The sequence below is a fragment of the Luteibacter jiangsuensis genome, assembly GCF_011742555.1.
In the GTDB taxonomy this organism is placed as follows: Bacteria; Pseudomonadota; Gammaproteobacteria; order Xanthomonadales; family Rhodanobacteraceae; genus Luteibacter; species Luteibacter jiangsuensis.
In genome coordinates this window covers 28,621-52,906 of sequence record NZ_JAAQQR010000012.1, presented here as the reverse complement: position 1 = coordinate 52,906, position 24,286 = coordinate 28,621, and the positions used below count along the sequence as shown (strand labels likewise).

Here is a 24,286-nt window from a genome sequence, read left to right as displayed (position 1 = left end):
CACCCTCCCCTGGAAGCGCACGAGATTGCGTCTCCGTGAGCGGGCCCGATATAGGCCGAAAGTCACGACCGGCAAGTCGCCATTCGGGCTCAGCCACCCTCGGCGGCGGGCAGTTCGTTCACGTCGCGCACGCTGTACACGTCGATCGCGTAGGGCACGCGCGCGTCGCCGGTCGCCTCGAAACGGCCGAAGATCGTGGCGTCGGCGCGCACGCCCTTCTCGGAGACCGTACGGCGGAACGACACGACGTCACGCTTGCGTCCGGCGGCATCGTCCATGGTGAGGTTCACGACGCCCTTGCACTGCGCATCCGTCAGCGTGGTGACCTTTCCCTCGGTGGTGGCGACGCCGCGCACCGTGACCGTGGTTCCCACATAGCGCGCCGCGGTTCCCAGCACCGTGCAGATCGTGTCCGGCGGCGGCTCGTCCGATCGGGCGGCAGCGGAGCCGGCGGCAAGCAAGAGCATGGCGGCGGCCCCCGCCGCCCGAACGAAAACAATGGCGTTCATAGGTATTCCCCCTTTGATGCCGGCCGTCACGGCCGAGCCGATTGGACGGCTAAACGAAGCACAACGCGTTTGCCGATTCGGGTCAATAAGAAATTTCGGCATATCCGCAGCGGGCGGATTCGGATCAACCACTTAGACCGACGGCCGGGGATGGGCGATACTGCACTCCCCCATCGAGAACCCACCCATGGCTTCCTACGACGACGATTTCGACCAGGACGACGGCTATGAGGACGAGGACGACAACGAGTCGACCGAATCGCAGGTCTGGCGCCTTCTGATGCTGATCAATCCAGGCGACGAGGACAGCGCGATGCAGCAGTTCTCCGCCTACCGCGACACCGTGGAAGAAGAAGGCGACGACGATCCGGTACGGATCGTGGCCCAGGTCACCGACTGGCGCTCCGGATTCGAAGTGGACGCCGACGACACGCGCACGCTGGTCGAGGCGATCAACGAACTGGCGAGCCGCTGGAACCTTTCCATCGACTGGGACGGCGACCCGGACGACGACGAGTTCCACGAAGAGGTCGACGGCCCTGAAATCTTCTCCCGCGCGTTCGACCAGTTGAACCAGCACGGATACACGCTATGGGCCCGCGAGGCGGACGAGGACGACGTCTACGCCGGGTGGATCACGCAGTCGCGCGACGACGAGGCGATGCGCGTCGTCGCGACGGAACTGGGCATCAACCTGCGCCTGGGCAGTCAGGTGTCCTGATCGCCTTCCGCCCGCGCGACATTCGCTCCCGCAACAGATCGATGAACGCTCGCACCTTCACCGACGTCTGCTTGCCGGGATACACGGCATGCACTCCGCCGTCGGGCAAACGGTAGCCGTCCAGCAGCGGCACAAGCCGCCCCGTCGCGAGATCCGCATCCACGACGTAGTCCGGCAGTACGGAGATGCCAAGGCCCGCCACGACGAACGCATGTGCAGCCAGCGTGCTGTTGGCGCTGGCGACCGGACGCGTGCGCACCGTGTGCTCCACGCCCGCGCCATCGGTGAACGTCCATCGCGTGGGCGACGACAGCACGCTGAGCGAAACCCAGTCATGCGCGGCGAGCTCGTCGGGAACCGAGGGCGCGCCTCGCCGCGCGACATAAGCGGGGGAAGCGACCAGGCACTGGCGGAACGTGGACAGCCGCGCGGCGCGCAGGCTCGAGTCGCGCAGCCAGCCGATGCGGATGGACAGGTCGAAACGCTCGGCGATGAGGTCGGCGATCTCGTCGCTCACCACCAGTTCCACGCTCACCTGCGGATGCAGCGAGGCGAAGGCGGCGAGCGCGGGCGCAACGATGGCCGGGCCATGGTCGCCGGCGGCGGCCACGCGCAATACACCCATGGGGGTATCGCGGCGTTCGTCGAGCCGGCTGACCGCCGCCTCGGCGTCGGCCATGACCCGCACGCAATCTTCGTGGAACCGCTCGCCAGCCTCTGTGAGAGACATCCGTCGCGTGCTGCGCACGAGCAGGGTCACGCCCAGCTCCTCCTCCAGCTTCGCGATGTGCTGGCTGACCATGGCCTTGGTCATGCCCAGTTGCTCGGACGCGGCGGTGAACGAGCCGGCCCTCACCAGGGCGACGAACACGGCGAAGCGGTTGAGGTTGATGTTCGCCAGGGCCATGGAAGGCATCCGATTGTAAAGCACTACTTTACGATGAATCGCCCAAAAGCACATTTTTCCGCAACGACGAGGGGTCCATGCTGTCGCCGATCGCTTCCCATCCAAGGACATACGACATGAAGATCGTGCTCTTCGGCGCCACCGGCAACATCGGCCAGGTCATCCTCGACGAGGCTCTTTCCCGTGGTCACGAGGTGACCGCGGTGGCCCGCGACCCTTCCCGGATCGCCGCCCGTGGCGGCTTGCGCGTGGTGAAGGGCGATGTGAACGATCCTGCGTCGCTGGCCTCGGCGCTGGCCGGTGCCGAGGCCGCCATCGCCAGCCTCAGCGGCGATACGCGCTCGCAGGCGCAGTCCCTGCTGTCCGCCCTCGACTCGGCCGGCGTGCGCCGCTTCGTCTGGGTCGGCGGTGCGGGTGGCCTGGAAACCGCGCCGGGCGTGCGGGTCATCGACGATCCCGCCTTCCCCGAGGCATGGAAAGGCATCGCCCAGGCGCAGATCGCAGCCTACGAGGCGTTTCGCGCCAGCAAGGCGAACGTCGACTGGACCTACGCCAGCCCCTCGAAGTTGATCGCTCCCGGCGAGCGCAAGGGCGTGTTCCGCGTCGGCGGCGACCAGGTACTGCAGGACGCGAACGGCGAGAGCTTCATCTCGACGGCCGATTTCGCCATCGGCGTACTGGATCGCGTCGAAAAAGGTGACGCACCGAGGAAGCGTGTCACCTTCGGGTATTGATCGCCGGCCCGCGTCATTCGTGCCCCTGCCCGCGGGGGGACCGCCTATAATCCCGCGATGAACTATCGCCACGCCTACCACGCCGGCAACTTTGCCGACGTCCTCAAACACATGGTGCTCGTGGCCCTGCTCGACGCGCTCAAGCAGAAGGCCACGCCCTTCTGCTACGTCGACACGCATGCCGGCCGCGGTCGCTACGACCTTCGCAGCGTCGAAGCCCGCAAGACCGCCGAGGCCGACGAAGGCTTCGGCGTGCTGCGCACCGCCACCGGCCTGCCGCCGCTGCTGTGGAAGTGGCTCGAAACCGTCCGCGCCTGCAACGACGGGGACGACATGCGCTACTACCCGGGCTCGCCCTGGTTCGCCGCCCACCTCATGCGCGAGGGCGACAGCGCCCAGCTCTGCGAACTGCATCCGGAAGAAGCCGCCGCGCTGCGCCAGGTATTCCACCACGACCGCCGCGTGCACGTGCACGAGCGCGACGGGTACGAAGCGATGAAGGGCCTGCTGCCGCCGAAGGAAAAACGCGGCCTCGTGTTGATCGACCCGCCGTTCGAGGCGCAGGAAGCGGAGTTCCGGGTGATCGAGAAGGCCCTCAAGGCCGCCATGGAGAAGTGGCCGACCGGCATGTACGCCGTGTGGTATCCGATCAAGCTGCGCAGCCATGTGCAGCCGTTTCATCGCTGGCTGACCCGGTGCGGGGCGAAGCGTGTGCTGGTGGCCGAGGTGCTCCTGCGGCCGGACGATTCCCCGCTGCGCCTCAACGGCAGCGGCATGGTGATCGTCAACGCGCCGTGGAAGCTCGATGAAACCCTGCGCGATTCGCTGCGCCTGTTGCCTCGCCTTCTGGGAACCGCGGGCGAATCGGAGTACCGCCTTAGCTGGTTGGTGAACGACGAGGCCAACGAGGCGCCATCGCCGGCCGCGCCTTCCGCCCAACGTTCACCCCGGCGGCGCTAAAGTTGGGCCACCTGCGAAGGAGCCGACCCATGCGTCCCACCGTCCGACTCGCCCTGCCCGTTTCCCTGCTCGTGCTGGCCCTCTCGGCCTGCGCGCCGGCCCCGATCTACAAGCCCACCGCGAACAACGTCGCCGTACCGCCGAGCCAGGTGGCGCGCGAACCCGAACGCTACGGCAGCGCCGACGTGATCTGGGGCGGGCGCATCGTCAACGTTCGCAACTTCGCCGACCACAGCGAGATCGAAGTACTGGCCTATCCCCTGGACGGCTCGCAGCGGCCTCAGGCCAACGACACGGGCAATGGCCGCTTCATCGCCGCCATGCCCGGATACGTCGAAAGCCTCGACTATCCCTCGGGGGGGCTGGTGACTATTGCCGGGCGCCTCAATGGCACGCGCACCGGCAATGTCGGCCAGGCGCAATACACCTTCCCGCTCGTATCGGTGAACCAATCCCATGTGTGGACGGCCAAGGAAATGTCCGGCGGCCATCCGAATGTGAGCTTCGGTGTGGGCGTCGGCGTCATCCGCTGATTCCTCCCCGCGCGGCGCCCTTGTGGCGCCGCTTTGGTAAGATCTTGCGATAAGCAAGGAACGGGGACTACATGTCGGGACACGCCGATTCGAAGCGCGCGATCTTCCTCGCGCTCGGAGCCAATTTCGCCATTTTCATCGCCAAGCTCGTGGCGGCCATCTTCACTGGTTCGGGTGCGATGCTGGCGGAAGCCGTGCATTCGCTCGCCGATTGCGGCAACCAGGGCCTCCTGCTCCTCGGCATGCGCCAGGCCAAGCGGCCTCCGTCATCGGAGTATCCGCTGGGCTGGGGACGCGCGCTGTACTTCTGGTCGTTCCTCGTGGCGATTCTCCTGTTCAGCGTCGGCGGCATGTTCTCCGTGTACGAAGGCGTCCACAAGCTGACCGACCCGGAGCCGTTGCGCTGGCCGTGGCTCGCCGTGGGCGTGCTGGCCTTCTCCATAGTCACCGAAGGCGTTTCCATGCATGGCTGCATGCAGGAAGTGAACAAGGCCCGCGAGGGACGGCCGTTGTGGCAGTGGTTCCGGGAGACCCGCGCCAGCGAGCTGCTGGTGATCTTCGGCGAAGACCTGGCTGCGCTTCTGGGCCTCTCCTTCGCGTTGATCGCCGTGCTGCTCACGATGCTCACCGGCAACCTGATCTTCGACGCCATCGGCACCATCGCCATCGGTGTGCTGCTGATCGTGGTCGCCGTGGCCGTGGCCCGCGAGGTGAAGGCCCTGCTGATCGGCCAGGGCGTGGAACCGAAGCAACGTGCCGCCATGGTCGCGTTCCTGGAAGCACGCCCGGAGATCGACCATGTCTACAACCTGCTCACCCTCCAGATGGGTACGGACGTGATGGTGGCCATCAAGGCGCGAATGGCCCAGACGCCCACCGCCCGGGCCATGGTGGAAGCCATCAACATCGTCGAGGCCGACTTCAAGGCCGAGTTCAAGGACGTGCGCTGGAGCTTCTTCGAGCCCGACCACACCGACTGATTCACGCCGTGGCGACCCCGGGGCGGTAGTACAATCGAACGCTTGTCCGCAAGGTCCAAGCCCGATTCCATGCCCGCCACGCTTCCCAGCCCGCCGCTTCCCGTCAACGCCAAGACCCGCCGTTACTGGACCGCTCCGCACGGTTCGTCCTGGGCGCTGGAGGTAGCCGAGGCCGCGCGCGCTCACGCGGGCCTGCTCGTGGTAGTGGTGCGCGACACTCGCAGTGCGGACAACCTGGAAAGCGAACTGGCAGTGTTCGCCGGCGATCTCGCCGTGCTGCATTTTCCGGATTGGGAAACCCTGCCGTACGACGTCTTCAGTCCGCACCCAGAGGTGGTTTCGCAGCGTATCGCCACCCTGTACCGCCTTCCATCGACCCGGCGCGGCGTGCTGGTCGTGCCCGTGGCCACGCTCATGCAGCGGATCGCGCCGCGCACCCACATCACGGGCTCCGGCCTGGTGCTGCGCAAGGGTCAGAAGCTCGACCTCGCCTCGGAGCAGCGTCGCCTCGAAGCCGCCGGTTACCGCAACGTGCCCCAGGTCAGCGAGCCCGGCGACTTCGCCGTGCGTGGCGCGCTGATCGACATCTACGCCATGGGCGCCAGCGAGCCCTACCGGGTGGAGCTGTTCGACGACGAGATCGAGTCGATCCGCACGTTCGACACCGAGACACAGCGTTCCCAGCACCAGGTCGAAGGCGTGGATCTCCTTCCCGCCCGCGAATTCCCGGTCACCGAGGAAGCCGCCAAGGATTTCCGGACAAACCTGCGCGAACGCTTCCCCATCGACATCCGGCGCTGTCCGCTCTACCAGGACATGAAGGAAGGCGTCACGCCCGGCGGTATCGAGTACTACCTGCCGCTGTTCTTCAAGACCACGGAAACCCTGTTCGATTACATCGCCGGCGACGCGCTGTTCGTTCTCGGCGAGGGCGTGCTGGAATCCTCCGAGCAGTTCTGGGCCCAGGTCGGCGAACGCTACGAACAGCGCGCGCACGACATCGAACGCCCGGTGCTCCCGCCGGCGGACATCTACCTGCCGCCGGAACAGCTGCGCGAGCGTCTCAACCGCCAGGTCCGTGTCGATGTCGTCGGAAAAGGCCACGAACACGCCGTGGACCTCGGCACCCTGCCCGCGCCGGAGGTGCCCCTGAACCGCAAGGGCGAGGAGCCGGGCACCGCGCTGCGGCACTTCCTGAAGAACTATCCGGGCCGTGTGCTGGTCGCCGCCGATTCCGCTGGCCGTCGCGAAGCATTGATCGAACAGCTTGCCGGCGCCGGTCTCAAACCGGTGAACGTGGATGGCTGGAAGGACTTCCTCGCCCGCGGCGAACCGCTGGCGATCACGGCCGCGTCGCTGGAACAGGGCTTTGCGCTGAAGGAGCCTGCGCTCACCGTGCTCACCGAACGCGAACTGTTCGGCGAACGCGTGCGCACGGATCGCAAGCGCCGCGCCGGCGCCGCGCGCGATCCGGAAAGCATCATCAAGGACCTCACGGAGCTGTCGATCGGCTCGCCCATCGTGCACATCGATCACGGCGTGGGCCGTTACCAGGGTCTCGTCTCGCTCGACGTCGGCGACATGCCCGGCGAGTTCCTCACCATCGAATACGCGAAGGGCGACAAGCTCTACGTGCCTGTGGCCCAGCTCGGTCTTGTCAGCCGTTACACGGGCACCGCGCCCGAGCTGGCGCCCCTGCATTCGCTCGGCGGCGACGCCTGGGAGCGCGCGCGCAAGAAGGCCGCGGAGAAAGTGCGCGACGTGGCGGCGGAACTGCTGGCGATTTACGCGCAGCGTGAAGCCCGCCAGGGCGAAGCCTTGCCGGTCGACCGCCAGATGATCGAGGAATTCGCGGCCACGTTCCCGTTCGAGGAAACACCCGACCAGCAGGCGGCGATCGACGCGGTGATCGTCGATCTCGCCGCGCCGCGTGCCATGGATCGCGTGGTTTGCGGCGACGTCGGCTTCGGCAAGACGGAAGTGGCGTTACGCGCGGCGTTCGCAGCCGCAACGGCCGGAAAACAGGTGGCCGTGCTCGTGCCCACCACCCTGCTCGCGCAGCAGCACTATCGCAATTTCGCCGATCGTTTCGCCGACTGGCCGGTGCGGGTCGAAGTCCTATCGCGCTTCAAGTCGAAGAAGGAAGTGGACGCGGCCCTGGAACGCCTGGCCGAGGGCCAGATCGACGTGATGGTGGGCACGCACAAGCTGCTGCAGGCGGACATCCGCTTCAAGAACCTCGGGCTCGTCATCGTCGACGAAGAACAGCGTTTCGGTGTACGTCAGAAGGAACAGCTGAAAAAGCTGCGGGCGGAAGTGGACCTGCTGACACTCACCGCCACACCGATCCCGCGCACGCTGAACATGGCCATGAGCGGCCTGCGCGACCTGTCCATCATCGCTACCCCACCCGCGCATCGTACGGCCGTGCGCACGCTGATCTCGACCTACCAGCCCGCGTTGATCCGCGAGGCGATCCAGCGCGAACTGGCGCGCGGCGGCCAGGTCTATTTCCTCCACAACGAAGTGCAATCGATCGAGCGCACCGCACGCGAACTGGGCGAACTGGTGCCGGAGGCGCGCATTCGCGTGGCGCATGGGCAGATGCCCGAGCGCGAACTCGAGGAAGTGATGGCCGATTTCCATCGCCAGCGCTTCAACGTGCTCGTTTCCACCACGATCATCGAATCCGGCATCGACATTCCCACCGCCAACACGATCGTCGTCAACCGGGCGGACCGCTTCGGGCTGGCCCAGCTGCACCAGTTGCGCGGGCGCGTGGGCCGTTCGCACCACCGCGCATACGCCTACCTGATCGTGCCGGACAGGAAGGCCATGACCGCGGACGCGGAGAAGCGCCTGGAGGCCCTTGCGTCACTGGAAGAACTGGGCGCCGGCTTCACCCTGGCCACGCACGATCTCGAAATCCGCGGTGCCGGCGAGATGCTGGGCGAGGAACAGTCGGGCCAGATCCAGGAAATCGGCTTCGGGCTGTACACGGAATTGCTCGACCGCGCGGTTCGCGCGTTGAAGTCGGGCAAGGTGCCCGATTTCGACCTCACCTCCGAACACGAAACGGAAGTGGAACTGCATCTGCCGGCGCTTATTCCGGAAGACTACCTGCCCGACGTGCATACGCGCCTGACGCTGTACAAGCGCATCGCCAGCGCGCGCAACGAGGACGGCCTTCGCGAACTGCAAGTGGAGATGATCGACCGTTTCGGGTTGTTGCCTGACCAAACGAAATGTCTTTTCGCCGTGGCGCAATTGAAACTGATGGCCACGCCGCTGGGAGTGCGCAAGCTCGACTTCGGTCCGAACGGGGGGCGTGTCACCTTCCGCGAGAAGCCCGATATCGATCCGATGGCCTTGATCAAGCTGATCCAGCAGCAACCGCGGATCTACAAGATGGACGGGCAGGACAAGCTGCGCGTGCTTATGGAATTGCCCGGTTCGACCGAGCGCATCCGCGCTGCGCAGGATCTCCTGGTTGTGCTGGGCGCGCCGCGTCCGGGCTGACGATGGATCGCCGACAGGGTCGGCTCCCACCAGGTTAACGAAGGAAACCCACGGCTTGGTTCCTTCCCCCGGTAGGAGCCGACCCTGTCGGCGAAGCCAACGGTTCTAGCCGGCGGGGTCTGCCCGGACCAGATACTGCACGCTGAAACGCCGCTCGTCGTCCATCCAGACCTGTGCCACCGAAAGACCCGCCTTCGCCGCCATCTGGGCGAAGTCGTCGAGCGAATACTTGCAGCTGTATTCCACGTGCATGGCTTCGTCTTCGCGAAACGCGAAGGTGTCGCCACCCACATGCACCTCCTGGCGCTTCATGCTCACGAGATCGGTTTCGATGCGCCCTGCCAGCGCGTTGTAACGCGCGCGGTGACGGAAAGCGGAGACGTCGAAGTCGGTGCCCACCTCGTTGTTCAGGCGCACGAGCATGTTCAAGGTGAATTCGCGCGTGACGCCGGCCGCATCGTTATAGGCCGCTTCGATCTGCGCCGGATCCTTCTTGAGGTCGACACCGACCAGCACCCCACCACCCATGCTCATCTCCGCGCGCATCTGCCGAAGGATGCGGACGGCGTCCTTCGCTTCGAAGTTGCCGATCGTGGAGCCGGGGAAATAGATGACCGTGCGGCGCGGCGGCCGGATGGCCACAGGCAGACGCAGCGGTTGGGTGAAGTCGGCGCACACCGGCTGCATGGGCACGTCGGGGAAGCGGGAGGCCAGCCCGGCCACGCTCTCCATCAGCGCACTGCGCGAGATTTCCACCGGCACGTAGGCGGCCGGCGTGTGCAGGTGTTCCAGCAACATGCGCGTCTTGATGCCGCTGCCGCTGCCGTATTCGACCAGGCGCACATCGGGGCCCAGTACCTGCGCGATATCCGCGGCATGATCGCGCATGATCGCGATCTCGGTGCGTGTGAGGTAATACTCCGGCTGCTCGCAGATCCGCTCGAAGAGCGCGGAACCGCGCTCGTCGTAGAAGAGCCGTGAGGGGAGTTTTTTCTGTTTGGCGGAGAGTCCGCGCCGCACGACCTCCAGGGTGTCCTCTACATCCGGATGACGGTCGTCTACGCGGATGTCCTTGGGTTGAGCGCTCATCGATCGGTTCCCAGTCGTATCCCCGAAAACTGCCAGCGGGCATGGGGAGGAAAGAAATTTCGGTAGGTGGCACGAACATGGTCGGCGGGTGTGGCGCAGGAGCCGCCGCGCAGGACCCACTGCCCGTTCATGAACTTGCCGTTGTACTCACCCAGCGCGCCGGCCAACGGCCGGAAGCCCGGATAACTGATATAGGGGCTCATCGTCCATTCCCAAACATCGCCGAACATCTGCGCAAGACCGCCCTCGGATGTCGAAGCCACGGGTTGGAACATGCCGCTGTCCTGAAGGTTCCCTTGCACGGGAACGCCATCCGCCATCGTCTCCCATTCCACTTCGGTGGGCAGGCGCGCGCCGGCCCAGCGAGCGAACGCATCGGCCTCGAAATAGCTGACGTGGCACACGGGCGCGTGCGGATCGATGGCGCGGCGACCTTGCAGGGTGAATTCCGTTTCCAGTGCGTCGTCCCAGTACAACGGCCTTTCCCATCCTTCGCTCTGCACCGTGGCCCATCCGTCGGAGAGCCACAGCGTCGGTTCCCGGTATCCGCCGTCATTCACGAACGCCATGAATTCCGCATTCGTGACCGGACGGTTGGCGATGGCGCCCGCCTGCCTGTAGGTGCGGTGACGCGGCCCCTCGTTGTCGAAAGCAAAACCGATGCCGTCGTGTCCGATCGTCACCACGCCTTCGTCGAACGTCACGTATTCGAGCGGGCGCGGTGCGACCGAAACAGCCGGCGTCGCATCGGAGCGATAGACGGGCTGCAAGGGATTCTGCGCGAACGCGTGTTTGATGTCGGTGAGCAGCAGCTCCTGGTGCTGCTGCTCATGCTGCAGCCCCAATTCGACAAGCGCCGGCAATTCATCGTCATCGCCGCGCTCGATGCGCTCGGCCACGGCATCGTTGACGCGCATGCGATACGCGAGCACTTCGTCCAGCGCGGGGCGCGTCAGCATGCCGCGTCGGGGACGTGCGTGCATCGGGCCTACGGACTGGTAGTAGGAGTTGAAGAGAAAATGCCATTCGGGATTCGCCGGCACGTAATCCGGATCCCGGCCGAGCACGAACTGTTCGAAGAACCAGGTGGTGTGGGCCAGGTGCCACTTCGTCGGGCTGGCATCCGGCATCGACTGGATGACCGTGTCTTCAGGCCGCAGCGGGGCGGCCAGTGCCTCGGAGCGATGGCGGATGCTGAGAAAGCGTCGGGCGAGGTCCACGCGGGCAGGCGAGGTCGAGGAAATGCCTAGCGGGCGGACGGACATGCGACGGTTCCGAGACGGCCGGTGGGGACGGCGATGCCCCGAGACGATGCCCTAGGAAACGTTCAACTAACGTGAGCGCAGCCTGCCGCCAGCTTAACGACCGGTGCACTCAGACCGCGTGCACTCTCGCCTCACGGCCCATTCGGGCTTAACGTGAGCCACTCGCCCCGGAGGATGCGCCATGAACGTCCGTTACCTTCTCGCTGCTTCGCTGCTCGTCTCCTGCGCCGTGCAGGCACAGGACGCCCGCCCCCAGGCACGCAAGGAACTTCCGGTGGCCGACTGCATGCGCACGGACCGCATCAGCAACTGGGCCATGGTGGACAACCGCACGGTGGTCGTCGCGAACGGCCCCAATTTCTTCAAGATCACGACCACCGCCGACTGCCCCCGCATGGACCTCGGCGGTGGCATTCGTTTCCGCGCCGCCGAGAACATCAAGGCCGTCGCCCCCATGCGCATCTGCGGCAGCATCAACGAACAGATCGTGCGCCGCGACGATCCGCCGTGCCAGATCGGCACCGTCGAGAAGATCGACAAGGAAACCTACAAGCGCCTGGAAAAGAACGCCCAGCGCAAGGGGTCGGGCGCGGAGCCGAACGGCATGGTGCGCTGATCTCTCCTACCGTACACGGGTGTCTGTCGCGATCCAGTTGAGTTCCCATGTTGCTCCGCCGTCCGCCGAATAGGCCTGCTCGAACCGGGCCACATCGGCGGACAGGCGCGTGACGACGAAACGCACCAGGATGGCCCTGCCGTCGACCGTGTCCGTGCCGACGAAGGTGCCGACGCCTTTCTTGTCGAATCGGCCATAGACCGCGGCCGTGAGCAGGCCGTCGCGAGCATTCGCGAAATTGAGGCTCCACTGTCGGGAACGCGGGCTGTAGAGACGTAGCGAGCCGCCTTCGATCGCTCCGCCGGTGCCCTTCACCTTGAGCTCGACGAAGTTCATGGTGCCGTCGAGCAGTGGCTTGACGATGCTCGTGCCTGAAAATTCGGCCCATCTGGCGGATTCGCCCGAAAGCGGGTTTTGCCGCACGCGCACTTTCGTCAGCCACTGCCCCCATTCCCAATCGAAATCGCTCTGCCCGTCCGGCTCAGGCGTCGGCAAACCCTGATCCACCGCGGCGACCGCGGAGCCCGCCAACACGAGGCACAGCGCCGCGACAAGACCCCGGGGCGTCACGAGGCAGCCTCCCCTGCCGATGCGCGCACCGCTGCGAACTCGCCGGTGCGGCCAAGATAGGCCGGTGCGCCGATGGCTGGGTCCAGCAACGGATCGGCAACCGGAGCCGCCGCCGACATGGAGAGCGGCAGCACGCCGGCCCAGACCGCGCGACCGAGGTCCGCGTCGTCGTCGACCGGCGGCCCCGTACGCACCTTCGCGGACGCCTCTTCGATATCGAGCTGCAGGACGGTTGTCTGCGCGAGTTCGGCCCGTGTCGGACCGCGCACATCTTCCCAACGACCCGCCAGCAGGTGATCGGAAAGGATGCGTAGTGCGCGGAGCTTCGCGCGGGGTTCTTCGACAGGCCGGGCGCCACCGAACGCCACCACGGAGCGGTAGTTCAGCGAGTGATTGAACGCGGAGCGCGCAAGCACCAGGCCATCCACCAGGGTGACCGAGACACAGACGGGCACGGCGCCGCCGAGCTCCCTCATGATGCGCGCACTGGCCGCGCCGTGAAGGAACAACGTGCGGCCGTCGCGACCGTACAACATGGGCAGGACGAAGGGCTGTCCCTCGCTTGCGAAGGCGATGCTGGCCATGAAGCCCGCATCAAGGATCGCGGCGATGGCCGCCCAATCGTGCGTACCGCGGGCAGCGAGCTGCCTCAACGTCGAGCGCGACGTGTGCTTCAAGACCCACCCCCAGTCTCATTGTGGACACGGTGATGATGGCCGCTATAGTGGTCTCTTTGAATAGCCACTTTTCATGGAATTCTCCATACCACTCCAGCCGGGGAGCCCCCTTGGCCGCCAGATCTTCGAGGGCGTTCGCCATGCCATACGCTCGGGTCGCCTGCGCGCGGGTGACCGGCTTCCCTCCACGAGGGACCTCGCCGAGCAGTGGGGTGTCTCGCGCTCTGTCGTGGTCACCGCTTTCGAACAACTCCAGGCCGAGGGCTACATCGCCACCCGTCGCGGTTCGGGATGTTTCGTTTCGCCCGAGGTCGCGGTAAAGAAGCCCGAGCGTCCCGCTGCCGCCATCGACCTCTCGAGGTACGGCCGGCACCTGTCGGGCGCGCCTTCCGCAGGCTTCGTTTTTCCGGCAACCCGCCCTGGGCGGCGCTACGATTTCGCCTATGGTCGCGGCGACGTCGCCGACTTCCCGTTCGCGCGCTGGCGGCGGCTTCTGACGAAGCACGCAAGACAGGCCTCGGCGCGCGAACTCGACTATGGCCCGGCCGCCGGCCATCCGAGCCTGCGGGAGGCGATCTGCACCCATGTCAGACGCTCCCGGGGCGTGTCCTGCGAGCCGTCGCAAGTCATCGTGGTGAACGGTTCGCAGCAAGCCATCGACCTTGTCGCCCGCGTGCTGGTCGATCCCGGGGACGCGGTCGCCATCGAGAACCCTCACTACCAGGGCACCCGGGCGATCCTCGCGGCGTCCGGCGCCCGGCTTTGTCCGGTGGACGTCGACGAGGCAGGGCTCGACCCAAGCAATCTGCCGCCGTCGGCTCGCGCCTTGTTCCTTACCCCTTCCCACCAGTTCCCCACCGGCGGCGTGCTCACGATGGCACGCCGGCTCGCGATTCTCGACTGGGCAAACCGGTGCGGTGCCGTGGTGGTGGAAGACGACTACGACGGCGAATTCCGCTATGACGGACAGCCGCTTGAATCGCTACAAGGCCTCGACGGGGGCGGCAGGGTCATCTACGTCGGCACGTTCTCGCGAACGGTGTTCGCGGCGCTGCGCATCGGTTACCTGATCGTGCCCAAGGCCCTCGTCGGTGTATTCGAAGCCGCGAAGTGGCTTGCCGACCGCCATACGGCGGGGCTCGAACAACGTGTGCTCGCGGAGTTCATCGACTCGGGAAGCTACGAACTCCATCTCCGCCGCGTTCGCCGCAGCCTGGCGACACGCCGCGACGCACTGCTCGACGCCATGGCCACGGCGTGGGGAAGCACGTTGCGCACTACTGGCGAGGGTGCAGGCGCGCACGTCGTGCTGTGGCTGCCAACCGGTTCCGACGAGCGTCGAGCCATCGACACCGCTGCGAGCCATGACGTAGGCGTATACCCCGTTTCAGGCTATTTCCTTCGCCACGCCCGCCCGGGCCTGCTGCTCGGTTATGCCCAGATGACTCTTCCCGACATCCGCGAAGGGATTCGCAGGCTCGCCGCGTCCCTCACGTCGAGATAAACGCTCTCGCGCTATGAACGAAAAAAAGTTCATCTCGTATTTTCGTGGCGGGACTGCGTATATGGAGTCGGTATGGGGTTCGCTTCGTAGCGTGGGCTCGCCTGTTCGTCCTCGCATCGGCGCCTGTGCCGGTGTCTGGGAGCCAGCCGACGGTGCGGGTTGTTGTGGGGAGAGCCAGGGCAAGAGCCGATGGTGTGCTCTCGCATCGTCGCTGACCAAGGCGCTGGGTGACCGGCGTACCGGACCGAGGCGATGCGATGCTGTCACGAGCAGCGGCTGCGGGCTTGTGCGGTGCTGCTCTCCCGACACGCCGCCTCATGTGTCGGAAGAGTCTTCGGTGTCCACCCTCGAGGCGAGTTCCGCACAAGTGAGCGGCCGAAGGCCAGATAGGTAAACGGGCCGCGCCAGCGGCCCCACCTTTACGAACGCGGAGGACCTGTCTGAGCAGCGAGGGTGGGCACCGAAGGCTCTGGCCCTACCGTCCGAGCAGCGGCGGCGCCAGCCGCTGGCCACATGCATTCGCCTTGGCGAATGAACCGATGCATGCGGCATGCGGCATGCGTCCCCGGACTTCTGCGATGAACCAAAAAAAAGCCCGGCATGAAGCCGGGCTTGTCGTTCTTCCGAGAGATCTATCAATAACCGTCGTCGCGGACGTAGCGCGTGCCGTAGCCGTCGTCGACATAGGTCGTCGTCGTTGTCACGCGGCGGGTGACCACCGGTGCGTCTTCATAGACCACGGTGGCCGGACGGCTGTAGTAAACGGGCCGGTCGTAGACGACCGTGCGAGGCGCGGTCGCATTGGCGACCAGGCCGACCACGGCGCCGGCGACGATCGCACCGGCGATCCAGCGGCCCGCGCTGTCGTAGTGGCCGTGGCCGTGGTAGCCATAGCCGCCGCGATAGTACCCACCGTGGTAGCCGTAGCCGCCATGGTAGCCGCCGCCGTAGTAGCCGTGCCCGCGGGCGAATGCGCCGGGCGCAAAAGCCATTAGACCGGCAGCGGCGAGGGCCAGACTCGACTTGACGAACTTACCTTTCATGACAGTTACCTCCGGGTGTCGAGCGCAGATTCGCGCTCCGGCGCTGAATCCGGACTGAAGTTTTCTCGACCTTCCCTTCACGTTTTCCACGGGTTAACGAACGGCTTGCGAAGGAGCCAGCAACCGTGGATGTCGTGGCGTCTGGCGAAGTCGAACGGAATGCTCGCGGCGCTCCAGTCCTCAACGGAAAGATGGGGCTCCAGCGCGGCGCGATCAAGCTGGAAACGGCGGAAATTGTTCGAGAATACGATCACGCCGTCGGGCAACAGGCGCTCCGCGCACAGCAACAGAAGTTCCGCGTGGTCGCGCTGGACGTCGAAATCGTCCGCCTTCTTGGAGTTCGAAAAGGTGGGCGGGTCCACATAGATCAGCCCGTACTGCATCGAGCGATTGCGCAGGAACGTGAACGCGTCTTCCTGCACCAGGCGGTGACGGTTCCCCGTGAAGCCGTTCAGCGCGAGGTTGCGCGACGCCCAGTCGAGGTAGGTGCCCGAAAGGTCGACCGTGGTGGTGTCCCGCGCATCGCCCGCCGCCGCGTAGACACTGGCTGTGCCCGTGTACGCGAAGAGGTTCAGGAAATGCTTGCCCGCGGCCAGTTCCCGGATGCGCGCCCGAACGAGCCGGTGATCCAGGAAAAGTCCTGTGTCCAGGTAATCGGTGGGGTTGATGAGGAAGGTGAGCCCGCCCTCGTGCACCTCGACGAACTCGCCTTTCTGGTCGAACTGGCCGTACTTGGAACCGCCCTTGCCGCGTTCGCGCGTCTTCACCGCGATCCGCTCGCGCGGCGTGCCGAACACCTCGCCAGCCACGCGCACGATCTCGCGCAGACGGATGCGGGCAACGTCGGCCGGCACGTCCTGCGGCGCCTTGTACTCCTGGATGTGCAGCCAGCCCTCGTACACGTCGATCGCGGCGGCGTATTCCGGCAGATCCTGGTCGTAGGCCCGCCAGCAGGTGATGCCTTCGCGAGCCAGCCGCTTGCGCAGGTGACGGACGTTTTTTTCCAGCCGGTTCTTCAGCATCTGCGCGCCGGCGGAGAGCGGCTTCGCTTCGCGCGGAGCCTCGTTGCGAGCACGGAGCGAGAAGGTGAGGAGCGGGGTTTCCAGGGCGCCGTTGTACAGCGCGTAGCGCTTGTCCGGACTGAGGCGAAGCGCGCGGCCGAGTTCTTCATCACCCGCCAGCACCGCCGCGCGCCAACCGGCGAAGCGGTCCTTCAGCGCCTGTCCCAGTTCGCGATACAGCACCGGCAGTTCGGCCCGATCGCCCAGGCGCTCGCCGTAGGGCGGATTGGTGATGACCAGACCCAGCGGGGTTTCCGGCGGCGGCTCTACGTGAACCGCATCGCGACGGTCCAGATGGACGAAACCGGCCACGCCCGCGCTCTGCGCGTTGTGCTTCGCCGTCTGAACCATGTGCGGGTCCGAATCGCTGCCGAAGAACACTGGCCGCAAGCCGCGCATCCCCTCGTCGGCGAGCGCCTTCGCTTCGTCGTAGATCGTACGCCAGAGCGCGTAATCGTGTTTCAGCCAGCCCAGGAACCCGTAATAGTCCCGGCGCAGGCCGGGCGCCACGCCGGCAGCCATGAGCGCCCCTTCGATCAGCAGGGTGCCGGAGCCGCACATCGGGTCGACAAGCGCGCCGCCCTCCGCATAGATGCGCGGCCACTGCGCGCGGACGAGCATTGCGGCGGCGAGGTTTTCCTTCAGCGGGGCTTCGCCCTGTTGCTCGCGCCAGCCACGGCGATGCAGCGGCGAGCCGGAGAGATCGATCGAGACGGTGGCGCGGTCACGACGGAGGCGCACGTTGATCCGCAGGTCCGGTTCTTCCGGGTCGACGTCAGGCCGGGCGCCGCTGGCGGCGCGGAACTGGTCGACGATGGCGTCCTTGGTCTTCAGTGCGATGAACTGGCTATGGGTGAGCTTGCTCTGGGCCGTGTTGGCGTCCACAGCCAGCGTGCCGTGCGCGGCGAGGTGTTCCGCCCAGTCGATGGCCTGCACGCCGGCATATAGAGCGTCGGGGTCGGCGGCATCGAACTCGGCCAGGGGCAACAGCACGCGGCTGGCCATGCGCGACCAGAGGCAGGCCCGGTAGGCCGTTTCGATGGTCCCCGTGAAGGACACGCCCGCCAACGCCTCACGTACGTCGCCGGCGCCGAGCGCGACCAGCTCGTCCTTGAGAAGGTATTCCAGGCCTTTCGGGCAGGTGGCGAAGAAAGCCGTCATGCCAGCATGTCCAGGAAGCGGCGGAAGGCCGCCTCGATGTCGGGAAGGCTCGCGCCAAGGCGGTGGTCATCCTGCACCAGCAAAGCGGGCATGGCGTGGCCGCGGGCAAACGCCACCGCCTCGTCGAGCGGGCATACGTCGTCGGCGTAACCGTGCACAAGGAAGGACGGCACGCCGGGCCGCACGGCGAAGGGGCGCGGATACCCCGGGATGCGCGTGGGCAGGGCGAGCAGGAAAAGGCCGGCCACCGGCGCTTCCAGCGAGGCAAGGCCTGACACGAAGGCGCCCATGCTCGACCCGACCAGGACGGGGGGTGTCGGCGATGCCGAGATCGCGGCGGCCAGGCGCGTCAGGCGCGGATCGATGGACCCCGCGTGGCCCCGGGCATCGTCCTCGCGGTAATCCGGCCGCGCCGTGCTCCAGCCGAGCGATTCGGCGACGGCGGCAAGGGCACTCACCTTGGTGGCGTCGGGGCCGGAATCGGAACCGTGGGAAAGGATGATATGGCCGCGCATGGCGGTCTCCGTACGCGGAATGACCGGCTATGTTATCAAAGCGGCATGATCGACATTCTCCATGCCCCCCTGCCCTACGAATCCCGCCTGCCCGAGCGTCGTCCGGACGAGATCGACCTTGTCGTCATCCATTGCACCGAACTGCCCGATCTGGCCATGGCCCGCGAATACGGGGAGCGCGTGCTCTACGATTCGGGCGCCGGCAACAGCGGCCACTACTACATCGACCGCGACGGCTCGGTGCTCTGCTATGTCGACCCGCTGCGTGTGGCCCATCACACCCGCGGCTACAACCCGCGCTCGATCGGCATCGAACTGGTGAACACGGGCCGTTATCCAGACTGGTTCCATTCGGCGCGGCAGACCATGACCGAGCCTTACCCGGAGCGCCAGATTGCGGCCTTGCGCGCCCTGCTCGAACACCTCGTGGAGCGCTTCCCCTCGCTGCGCCACATCGCGGGGCACGAGGACCTGGACACGGCCATGGTGCCCGCGAGCGACGACCCGGAGAACGAAGTGCCACGCAAACGCGATCCCGGTCCGCAGTTCCCCTGGGCTCGCGCTTACGACACCGCCCGGCTGGGCCGGCTCACGGCCTAGCCCCGGTATACTTCCGCTCCCAGCATCACCGCCATATCCAGGGGACCTCATGTCGGACAACCACGTCGGCGAACTCGTCGAACTGCTCGAACTCGAACGACTGGAGGACAACCTGTTCCGGGGCCAGAGCCGCGACATCGGCACGCGCTTCGTCTTCGGCGGCCAGGTGCTTGGCCAGGCGCTATCGGCCGCGCAGCGTACCGTGGACCCGCATCGCGAGGCCCATTCGCTGCATGCGTATTTCCTGCGCGCCGGCGACATCAACGCGCCCATCGTCTACAGCGTGGAGCGCACCCGCGACGGCGGCTCGTTCTCGTCCCGACGCGTGGTCGCCATCCAGCACGGCCAGCCCATCCTCAACAGTTCCGTTTCGTTCCAGGTACCGGAAACGGGCTACGAGCACCAGATTTCCATGCCCGAAGTGCCGGCACCGGAAGACGTGGAGCCGATGCCCGCGGTTTCCGCCGAGCAACTCGGCCGGCTGCCTGAAAAGACCCAGCGCTGGCTCGGCGTCGACGGCCCCTTCGAGTTCCGTCACGTATGGCCCAGGGACGAACTCCGCCCGGCAAAGCGGCCCCCTTACCAGCACATTTGGTTCCGTCTCACGGCACCCATCGACGACACGCCGTCGATGCACCAGGCGCTGCTTGCGTATGCGTCCGACTTCCACCTGATCGGTACCGCCACGCTGCCGCACGGCATTTCCTACCTCACGCGGAACATGCAAATGGCCAGCCTGGACCATGCGCTGTGGTTCCATCGTCCGTTTCGCATCGACGAGTGGTTGCTGTACTCGTTCGACAGTCCGACCTCGCAAGGCGCTCGCGGCCTCGCACGTGGCTCCATCTACACGCGCGACGGCGTTCTCATCGCTTCGACGGCGCAGGAAGGCCTGATCCGCGTGCGCCCGGATTGATGGCACGTTAGTCGAGAGCGCTGGGCGCGGCGGCTCCTGATCGGCAAGCATCCTCAGGAGCGCGAGAGCGGCTTCTTCGCATGAGCGCGAAGATCGATATCGTGGACACCAGCATCGCGCAACCAACCAAAAGACAGGACACCGAGAACGCCTTATCGAAAGCGATGCGCGCGGCCTGTTGCAACGGGACAGCCACCGCCTGGGGCAAGGCTGCCGCTGCCACCTCTGCCTCGCCCACGGACAGGCGCACGGCCCGTGCCACGGAGGCAGCCAGCGCGTCTGGCACTTGGACGGTGTGGGTATACAAGCCTGCCGCGAAGCTGCCCACCACGGCGATGCCGAGAACGTTGCCCACCTCGTAGGCCGTGGATTGCAACGCTGCCGCGCTGCCGGCCCGTTCCGCCGGGGCAGCCATCACCACCACGGTGGTGGCGCTCGACAGGGCAAGACTCACTCCCGCGCCAAGGCACGCCAGGGATACGGCAAACGGGATCAGCGAGCCACCGGCGTTGAGCGCCGGGATGAACAAGGCCACCGAGATCGATGCCATGCCGGCCAGCATCACGTCGCGCACGTGCCAACGGGCCAGGGAATAAGGAACTGCCAGGACGGCGAGCAACGCGGAAAGCGTTGCCGGCAAAAGCCAAAGCCCTGCCTCAAGGGGACTCTGGCGGTGCACGAACTGAAGCCACTGCGACGCAAGAAAGATCGTGGAACTCAGGGAGAACATGACCACCGCATAGACGGCGACGCCTGCGGTAAAGCTGCGTACGCCAAAGAGGCGGATGTCGAGTAAGGGATCGTCCGACCGCCACTGACGGCGCACGAACCACGCCATGGTCGCGATGCCGACAGCGACCATCGCCACCGACTCGGTGGTCACCGCGTCAGGCTTGCCGAGCAGCTTGATCCCTTGCACCAATGCCGTCATGCCCAGGAACGAAAGAGCCACACTCGTCCAGTCCCACATGCCGGCACGCCGCGTGACAGACTCGCGCACCGTGACTGCCACAAGCGGCACGGCGACCAGCACGATCGCCACATTGACGAGGAAGGCGGCTTGCCAGTCGAACGCATGTACCAGGGCACCGCCAAGCACGGGCCCCACGGCGGCTCCCGCGCATCCGGCCATGCCGCATGCCGAGAGGGCAATGGTGCGCTCCTTCGCATCGTCGAATGTTTCGCGAATCAGCGAAAGGAGCGTGGGCATGATCATCGCGCCACCGACGCCCAGGATGGCCCTGCATGCGATGGCCTGCCATGGTTGCCGCACCCACTCCGCCAGGAGCGAGGCCAGGCCGAAGACGGCGAGGCCGCAAAGGAGCATCCGGCGGCGGCCGTAACGGTCGCTGAGTGCGCCCATCGTGATCAACAGGCCGGCGAGCATGAGCGCATAAGCGTTCACGATCCAAAGCTGCTCGATGGGCGTCGGGCGTAGCTCGCGGATCAGCGTCGGCATCACCGTGTGCAATATGTTGGCATCCATGGCAACCATGAGCATGCACAGGCACAACGTGCCCAGAACGATCCATCGCCGCACATCAAACTCCTTTCGATGAAGACCCGGTCGGATGTCCGCCGCCGGGCGATGGGAGTTATATCCGTTTCCGTTCGGGCACGTTTGAGAAAAGGAGCGTTCTGAAGTTATCGGAAGCCAAGTCGCCGCCGGTCGACCACGGACGCTGGATCCCGGACACCGGCCGAGCGCCGTTCGGTGTATTTGTTCGGCGCGTTGATATCCAGTTGACCGCTGACGTATTCCTGAAAGGCGTTCAGAGGAACGCCGTAGGGCGTCGACACATAGGACGACCGGTAGATGTCGGCCAGCTTTCGTGCAATCGCCCGGTCAGTCGAATCGATGATGAAGATGTTCTCCGGCGAGACATCCGCCGGGAAGTGGACTTCGTCGAGTGGAAGGTCGTAAGTGCGCGGGTCGTGATTGTCGGATGCGGCGGCGACGGGACGGCGCTCCGTCCGGATGGCGTATTGATGGAAGCTCGGCCGACAGGCCATACACGAAAAACCCAGCTGCCAGTCCTCAAGCACCCGATTGTTCGCCCGGAGCGAACCGCTACCGATCGTGGTCGGCTGCCTGAGCATAGGCTCAAGATCGTGGAAGTCCGAAGACGGCCCGAAGCCGCCGTTGCGCAAGAGCTCCGCCGGGCGCCTCGAATCGACCCGGAAGACGAGCGAACGGCCGAAGGACTGCCGGTACCCGGCCCGATTAACGGCCAATGGTTGCGTTCTGGAGTCGTCCAGCCGACGTCGCTGCATTTCGATGCCGACCTTCTTCAGATCGATGATCCTGCGAGTCCAATCCTCGGCATCGTTCGATATCCGCTGGACAAGGTAGCCCAGCGTACCGGGTTCGCTCTGGAGGGCACTCATGTCCAACGGGGGTTCGGACGACACCGGGCCCATGGAATAGGCAATCCTCGGGTCCACTGCCTCCGCGCCCACCGCGGGCCGCCCACCCGGTTCCGACACGACGCCGCCCGTGCTCACGGAGGGCAAAGCAGGTAGTGCCTGTAGCTCGAGCTCGACCGAGGTGGTGGACGGCGCAGCAGGGCGCCCTGTCGATGCGAACCCATGCAAGGCGGCGCTCGTGCTCAAGTTGGTGACGGCCGTCATCACCGCACCTTCGAGGGCGCTGTTCCTATTGGCGGTGGTCCTTCCGTTGATGCCTTCGTCGATCCCCATGCCAAGCGCCATGAGCGCAGTGCCCGCCTGAACAGGGAGGGCCAGCGCCGGCACATAGCCCACCGGCCCCAGCACCGCGACTGTCCGGTTGAGCGTGGTACGCCATGCGTCCCACGCCGTACTGGTTCTCATCCGTGCATCGTCACGCAGCCGCGCTTCTACCTGGACGCGCATGTCCTCGAAGACATCGCCGGCAATCGACGCATTCTGGACATCGATCGCGCGGCCGTCCGCGGTCCAAAGTCCGGAGGCGAGATGAACCAGCCCCTGGCTTACGCCCGTCCGGAACGCACCGTCCTGGCCGTTGTAGATCGAGAAGTGCGACAGGATCTCATCGAGCGACGCACGATTTTCTGCCTGCCGAACCACCCAGTCGCGAAGTTCGCCTTCGTTGCTGAAGGTGACAAAGGGCGACGACGCGCCCGGGATATACATGACCTCACTGCCATCGCTGGCGACGAAACGCAGGATGTCGCTGGCCGCGTAGCCGTTGATGTCGAATCGCCTGACTGCGACGGAAGCATCCGCCGGGGTGTTCTCCAACTGCCACAGCGCGATCGGGCCATGCAACGGTACCTGTGGCGCACCGCCCTTCATGACCAGTTCGTACTGCTGTCTTGTCAGTGTGCGGCGTGCAAGCGCCCGGCGCGCTTCATGGACGAAGTGATACCGGGCCAGGAGCGGCCACTCGTCCTTTCCGTGTGCCCAGTACTCGTCGAATTCTTCCTTGAGCCGTTTGATGTACGGCAGTTCGGAAAAAAGCCCCTCTTCCTTGAATGTGTCGATGACCTGCGACAGCTTGAGAGAACTCCGGTTTTCCGGCAGGAACGTGGAGGAGCGCGGAAAGATCCCAAACGAGAGATCCAGGGCGCGGGCGTCCTCGCTGACCGTGTCGATGACATTCCCCGTGCCAATGAAGGTGTTGTAGATGTACCCGGGCCCCGTGCGGCTCCAGAGGAACCTTCCGACCATTGAGAAGCATTGCCCTCCGTTTCTGCAGGTGATCACGCCCCGCAGAAAATCAAGCACTGTTGGACTTTGCCCGCCGCCCGTCAGTCCAGACACACTATCGGACAGCACCCCGAAGAAACTGTGCCGGGAATGATCCGGAAACGCGTTCATCAGCGCATCGGTCAGCGCCACGACATTGTCCGCGCTTCCCTCCATGAGTTTCTGCGCCGTCGCAAAATGCGCGACCACGTACATGTCGCCGTCGATACCCAACCGCTCCTTGATGAACGACCGGGCTACCGCCCTCGGATCGAGTGCGGACCACCCCCGGCTCCGGACGAGCATGCCCCAGTATGCGCGGGCGTCCTGCGCCGTAACGAACAGCGGCGCAAAGGCGGGTGCGGTCATCGTCGAGCCTGGGCTGAACGGAGATACCGTACCGTCCTGAGTCGGGCCGCCGATGGGTGCGGCGGTGGTACTCACGCTGTTGCCCTGAGTGTTCCCGTCGCCTTGCGCGCCTGTCGTCTGCATCGTCGTCGCGTGGACGGGCTGCGCGAGCGCGGCCGCCAGCAGTCCCGCCGCGAGTCCGCGACGTACCATGAAGGAGAGATGCTGCATGATGTCTTCCCTGTGTTCGTGGGCATGAAGCCGTCACGATAGTTCGCACCCCTGCAACCACTCTGTCGCCACGCGACGAAAGATGGCGGGTGCGCGGCGCATGTCCCTGTGCGCTGCTGTCGATGGGGAATATCAGA

The 24,286-nt window shown here is 65.7% G+C and carries 21 protein-coding genes; 10 read left to right on the top strand and 11 right to left on the bottom strand.

Features of this window, described 5'->3' with window-relative positions; translation table 11 throughout:
* Positions 1–89: 89 nt before the first annotated feature.
* A complete protein-coding gene (locus tag HBF26_RS18515) occupies positions 90–509 on the bottom strand; it encodes a hypothetical protein (protein ID WP_167129570.1) in 420 nt (139 codons plus the stop codon).
* A 187-nt stretch (positions 510–696) separates the two neighbouring features.
* On the opposite strand from HBF26_RS18515, the gene HBF26_RS18510 reads away from it, so the two are divergent.
* Positions 697–1,230: a DUF6630 family protein gene (locus tag HBF26_RS18510; RefSeq protein WP_167129569.1), complete on the top strand. Its 534-nt coding sequence runs from the start codon at positions 697–699 to the stop codon at positions 1,228–1,230.
* Here HBF26_RS18510 and HBF26_RS18505 read toward each other — a convergent pair.
* Entirely contained in the window at positions 1,199–2,137 is a 939-nt protein-coding gene (locus HBF26_RS18505) for a LysR family transcriptional regulator (RefSeq protein ID WP_167129567.1), read from the bottom strand. The genes HBF26_RS18510 and HBF26_RS18505 overlap by 32 nt on opposite strands.
* A gap of 116 nt (positions 2,138–2,253) precedes the next feature.
* Here HBF26_RS18505 and HBF26_RS18500 point away from each other — a divergent pair, with 116 nt between their 5' ends.
* From HBF26_RS18500 to mfd, 5 genes are all read left to right on the top strand, one after another.
* A complete protein-coding gene (locus HBF26_RS18500) occupies positions 2,254–2,871 on the top strand; it encodes an NAD(P)-dependent oxidoreductase (RefSeq protein ID WP_167129565.1) in 618 nt (205 codons plus the stop codon).
* Between the two features lie 57 nt (positions 2,872–2,928).
* A complete protein-coding gene (locus HBF26_RS18495) occupies positions 2,929–3,831 on the top strand; it encodes a 23S rRNA (adenine(2030)-N(6))-methyltransferase RlmJ (RefSeq protein WP_167129563.1) in 903 nt (300 codons plus the stop codon).
* A gap of 29 nt (positions 3,832–3,860) precedes the next feature.
* Positions 3,861–4,364, top strand: coding sequence for a Slp family lipoprotein (locus HBF26_RS18490; RefSeq protein ID WP_167129561.1), 504 nt, complete (start codon positions 3,861–3,863; stop codon positions 4,362–4,364).
* A 71-nt stretch (positions 4,365–4,435) separates the two neighbouring features.
* Positions 4,436–5,344, top strand: coding sequence for a cation diffusion facilitator family transporter (locus HBF26_RS18485; protein WP_167129559.1), 909 nt, complete (start codon positions 4,436–4,438; stop codon positions 5,342–5,344).
* A 69-nt stretch (positions 5,345–5,413) separates the two neighbouring features.
* The gene (gene mfd, locus HBF26_RS18480; RefSeq protein WP_167129558.1) at positions 5,414–8,863 is read left to right on the top strand and encodes a transcription-repair coupling factor; all 3,450 of its coding nucleotides are present in this window, start codon (positions 5,414–5,416) and stop codon (positions 8,861–8,863) included.
* 105 nt (positions 8,864–8,968) lie between these two features.
* Here mfd and egtD read toward each other — a convergent pair whose 3' ends face one another.
* Together egtD and egtB are read right to left on the bottom strand one after the other, a co-directional pair.
* The gene (gene egtD, locus HBF26_RS18475) at positions 8,969–9,952 is read right to left on the bottom strand and encodes an L-histidine N(alpha)-methyltransferase (protein ID WP_167129556.1); all 984 of its coding nucleotides are present in this window, start codon (positions 9,950–9,952) and stop codon (positions 8,969–8,971) included.
* Positions 9,949–11,217 carry an ergothioneine biosynthesis protein EgtB gene (gene egtB, locus HBF26_RS18470; RefSeq protein ID WP_167129555.1) on the bottom strand — a complete coding sequence of 423 codons (1,269 nt, stop codon included), beginning with the start codon at positions 11,215–11,217 and terminating at the stop codon, positions 9,949–9,951. Before egtB ends, egtD begins: the two co-directional genes overlap by 4 nt.
* Before the next feature lie 181 nt (positions 11,218–11,398).
* Here egtB and HBF26_RS18465 point away from each other — a divergent pair, with 181 nt between their 5' ends.
* Positions 11,399–11,833, top strand: coding sequence for a DUF6491 family protein (locus tag HBF26_RS18465; protein ID WP_167129554.1), 435 nt, complete (start codon positions 11,399–11,401; stop codon positions 11,831–11,833).
* Between the two features lie 6 nt (positions 11,834–11,839).
* On the opposite strand, the gene HBF26_RS18460 is transcribed toward HBF26_RS18465, so the two are convergent.
* Complete coding sequence (locus tag HBF26_RS18460) at positions 11,840–12,403, bottom strand: hypothetical protein (RefSeq protein ID WP_338039706.1); 564 nt, start codon at positions 12,401–12,403, stop codon at positions 11,840–11,842.
* The gene (locus HBF26_RS18455; protein ID WP_167129552.1) at positions 12,400–13,080 is read right to left on the bottom strand and encodes a pyridoxamine 5'-phosphate oxidase family protein; all 681 of its coding nucleotides are present in this window, start codon (positions 13,078–13,080) and stop codon (positions 12,400–12,402) included. The genes HBF26_RS18460 and HBF26_RS18455 overlap by 4 nt, the downstream gene beginning before the upstream one ends.
* Positions 13,081–13,153: 73 nt before the next feature.
* Between HBF26_RS18455 and pdxR the strand changes: the two genes are divergently transcribed.
* Positions 13,154–14,584: a MocR-like pyridoxine biosynthesis transcription factor PdxR gene (gene pdxR / locus HBF26_RS18450; protein ID WP_167129551.1), complete on the top strand. Its 1,431-nt coding sequence runs from the start codon at positions 13,154–13,156 to the stop codon at positions 14,582–14,584.
* 635 nt (positions 14,585–15,219) lie between these two features.
* Here the strand turns inward: pdxR and HBF26_RS18445 are convergent.
* The 3 genes from HBF26_RS18445 to HBF26_RS18435 all read right to left on the bottom strand — a co-directional run bounded on the left by HBF26_RS18445 (position 15,220) and on the right by HBF26_RS18435 (position 18,364).
* Positions 15,220–15,627 (bottom strand): hypothetical protein, encoded by a 408-nt coding sequence (locus HBF26_RS18445; RefSeq protein ID WP_167129550.1) that lies wholly within the window; start codon positions 15,625–15,627, stop codon positions 15,220–15,222.
* 77 nt (positions 15,628–15,704) lie between these two features.
* Positions 15,705–17,849, bottom strand: a complete 2,145-nt coding sequence (gene rlmKL / locus HBF26_RS18440; protein ID WP_167129548.1) for a bifunctional 23S rRNA (guanine(2069)-N(7))-methyltransferase RlmK/23S rRNA (guanine(2445)-N(2))-methyltransferase RlmL — start codon at positions 17,847–17,849, stop codon at positions 15,705–15,707.
* Positions 17,846–18,364 (bottom strand): alpha/beta hydrolase, encoded by a 519-nt coding sequence (locus tag HBF26_RS18435; protein WP_167129547.1) that lies wholly within the window; start codon positions 18,362–18,364, stop codon positions 17,846–17,848. The genes rlmKL and HBF26_RS18435 overlap by 4 nt, the downstream gene beginning before the upstream one ends.
* Before the next feature lie 45 nt (positions 18,365–18,409).
* Here HBF26_RS18435 and HBF26_RS18430 point away from each other — a divergent pair, with 45 nt between their 5' ends.
* Positions 18,410–18,964 (top strand): N-acetylmuramoyl-L-alanine amidase, encoded by a 555-nt coding sequence (locus HBF26_RS18430; RefSeq protein ID WP_167129546.1) that lies wholly within the window; start codon positions 18,410–18,412, stop codon positions 18,962–18,964.
* A 49-nt stretch (positions 18,965–19,013) separates the two neighbouring features.
* The gene (gene tesB, locus HBF26_RS18425) at positions 19,014–19,880 is read left to right on the top strand and encodes an acyl-CoA thioesterase II (RefSeq protein WP_167129545.1); all 867 of its coding nucleotides are present in this window, start codon (positions 19,014–19,016) and stop codon (positions 19,878–19,880) included.
* Between the two features lie 7 nt (positions 19,881–19,887).
* Here the strand turns inward: tesB and HBF26_RS18420 are convergent, their stop codons facing one another.
* Both HBF26_RS18420 and HBF26_RS18415 read right to left on the bottom strand, forming a co-directional pair.
* The gene (locus HBF26_RS18420; RefSeq protein WP_167129543.1) at positions 19,888–21,420 is read right to left on the bottom strand and encodes an MFS transporter; all 1,533 of its coding nucleotides are present in this window, start codon (positions 21,418–21,420) and stop codon (positions 19,888–19,890) included.
* A 104-nt stretch (positions 21,421–21,524) separates the two neighbouring features.
* On the bottom strand, positions 21,525–24,149 hold the full coding sequence (locus tag HBF26_RS18415; protein WP_167129541.1) for a dermonecrotic toxin domain-containing protein: 2,625 nt from the start codon (positions 24,147–24,149) through the stop codon (positions 21,525–21,527).
* Positions 24,150–24,286 lie beyond the last annotated feature (137 nt).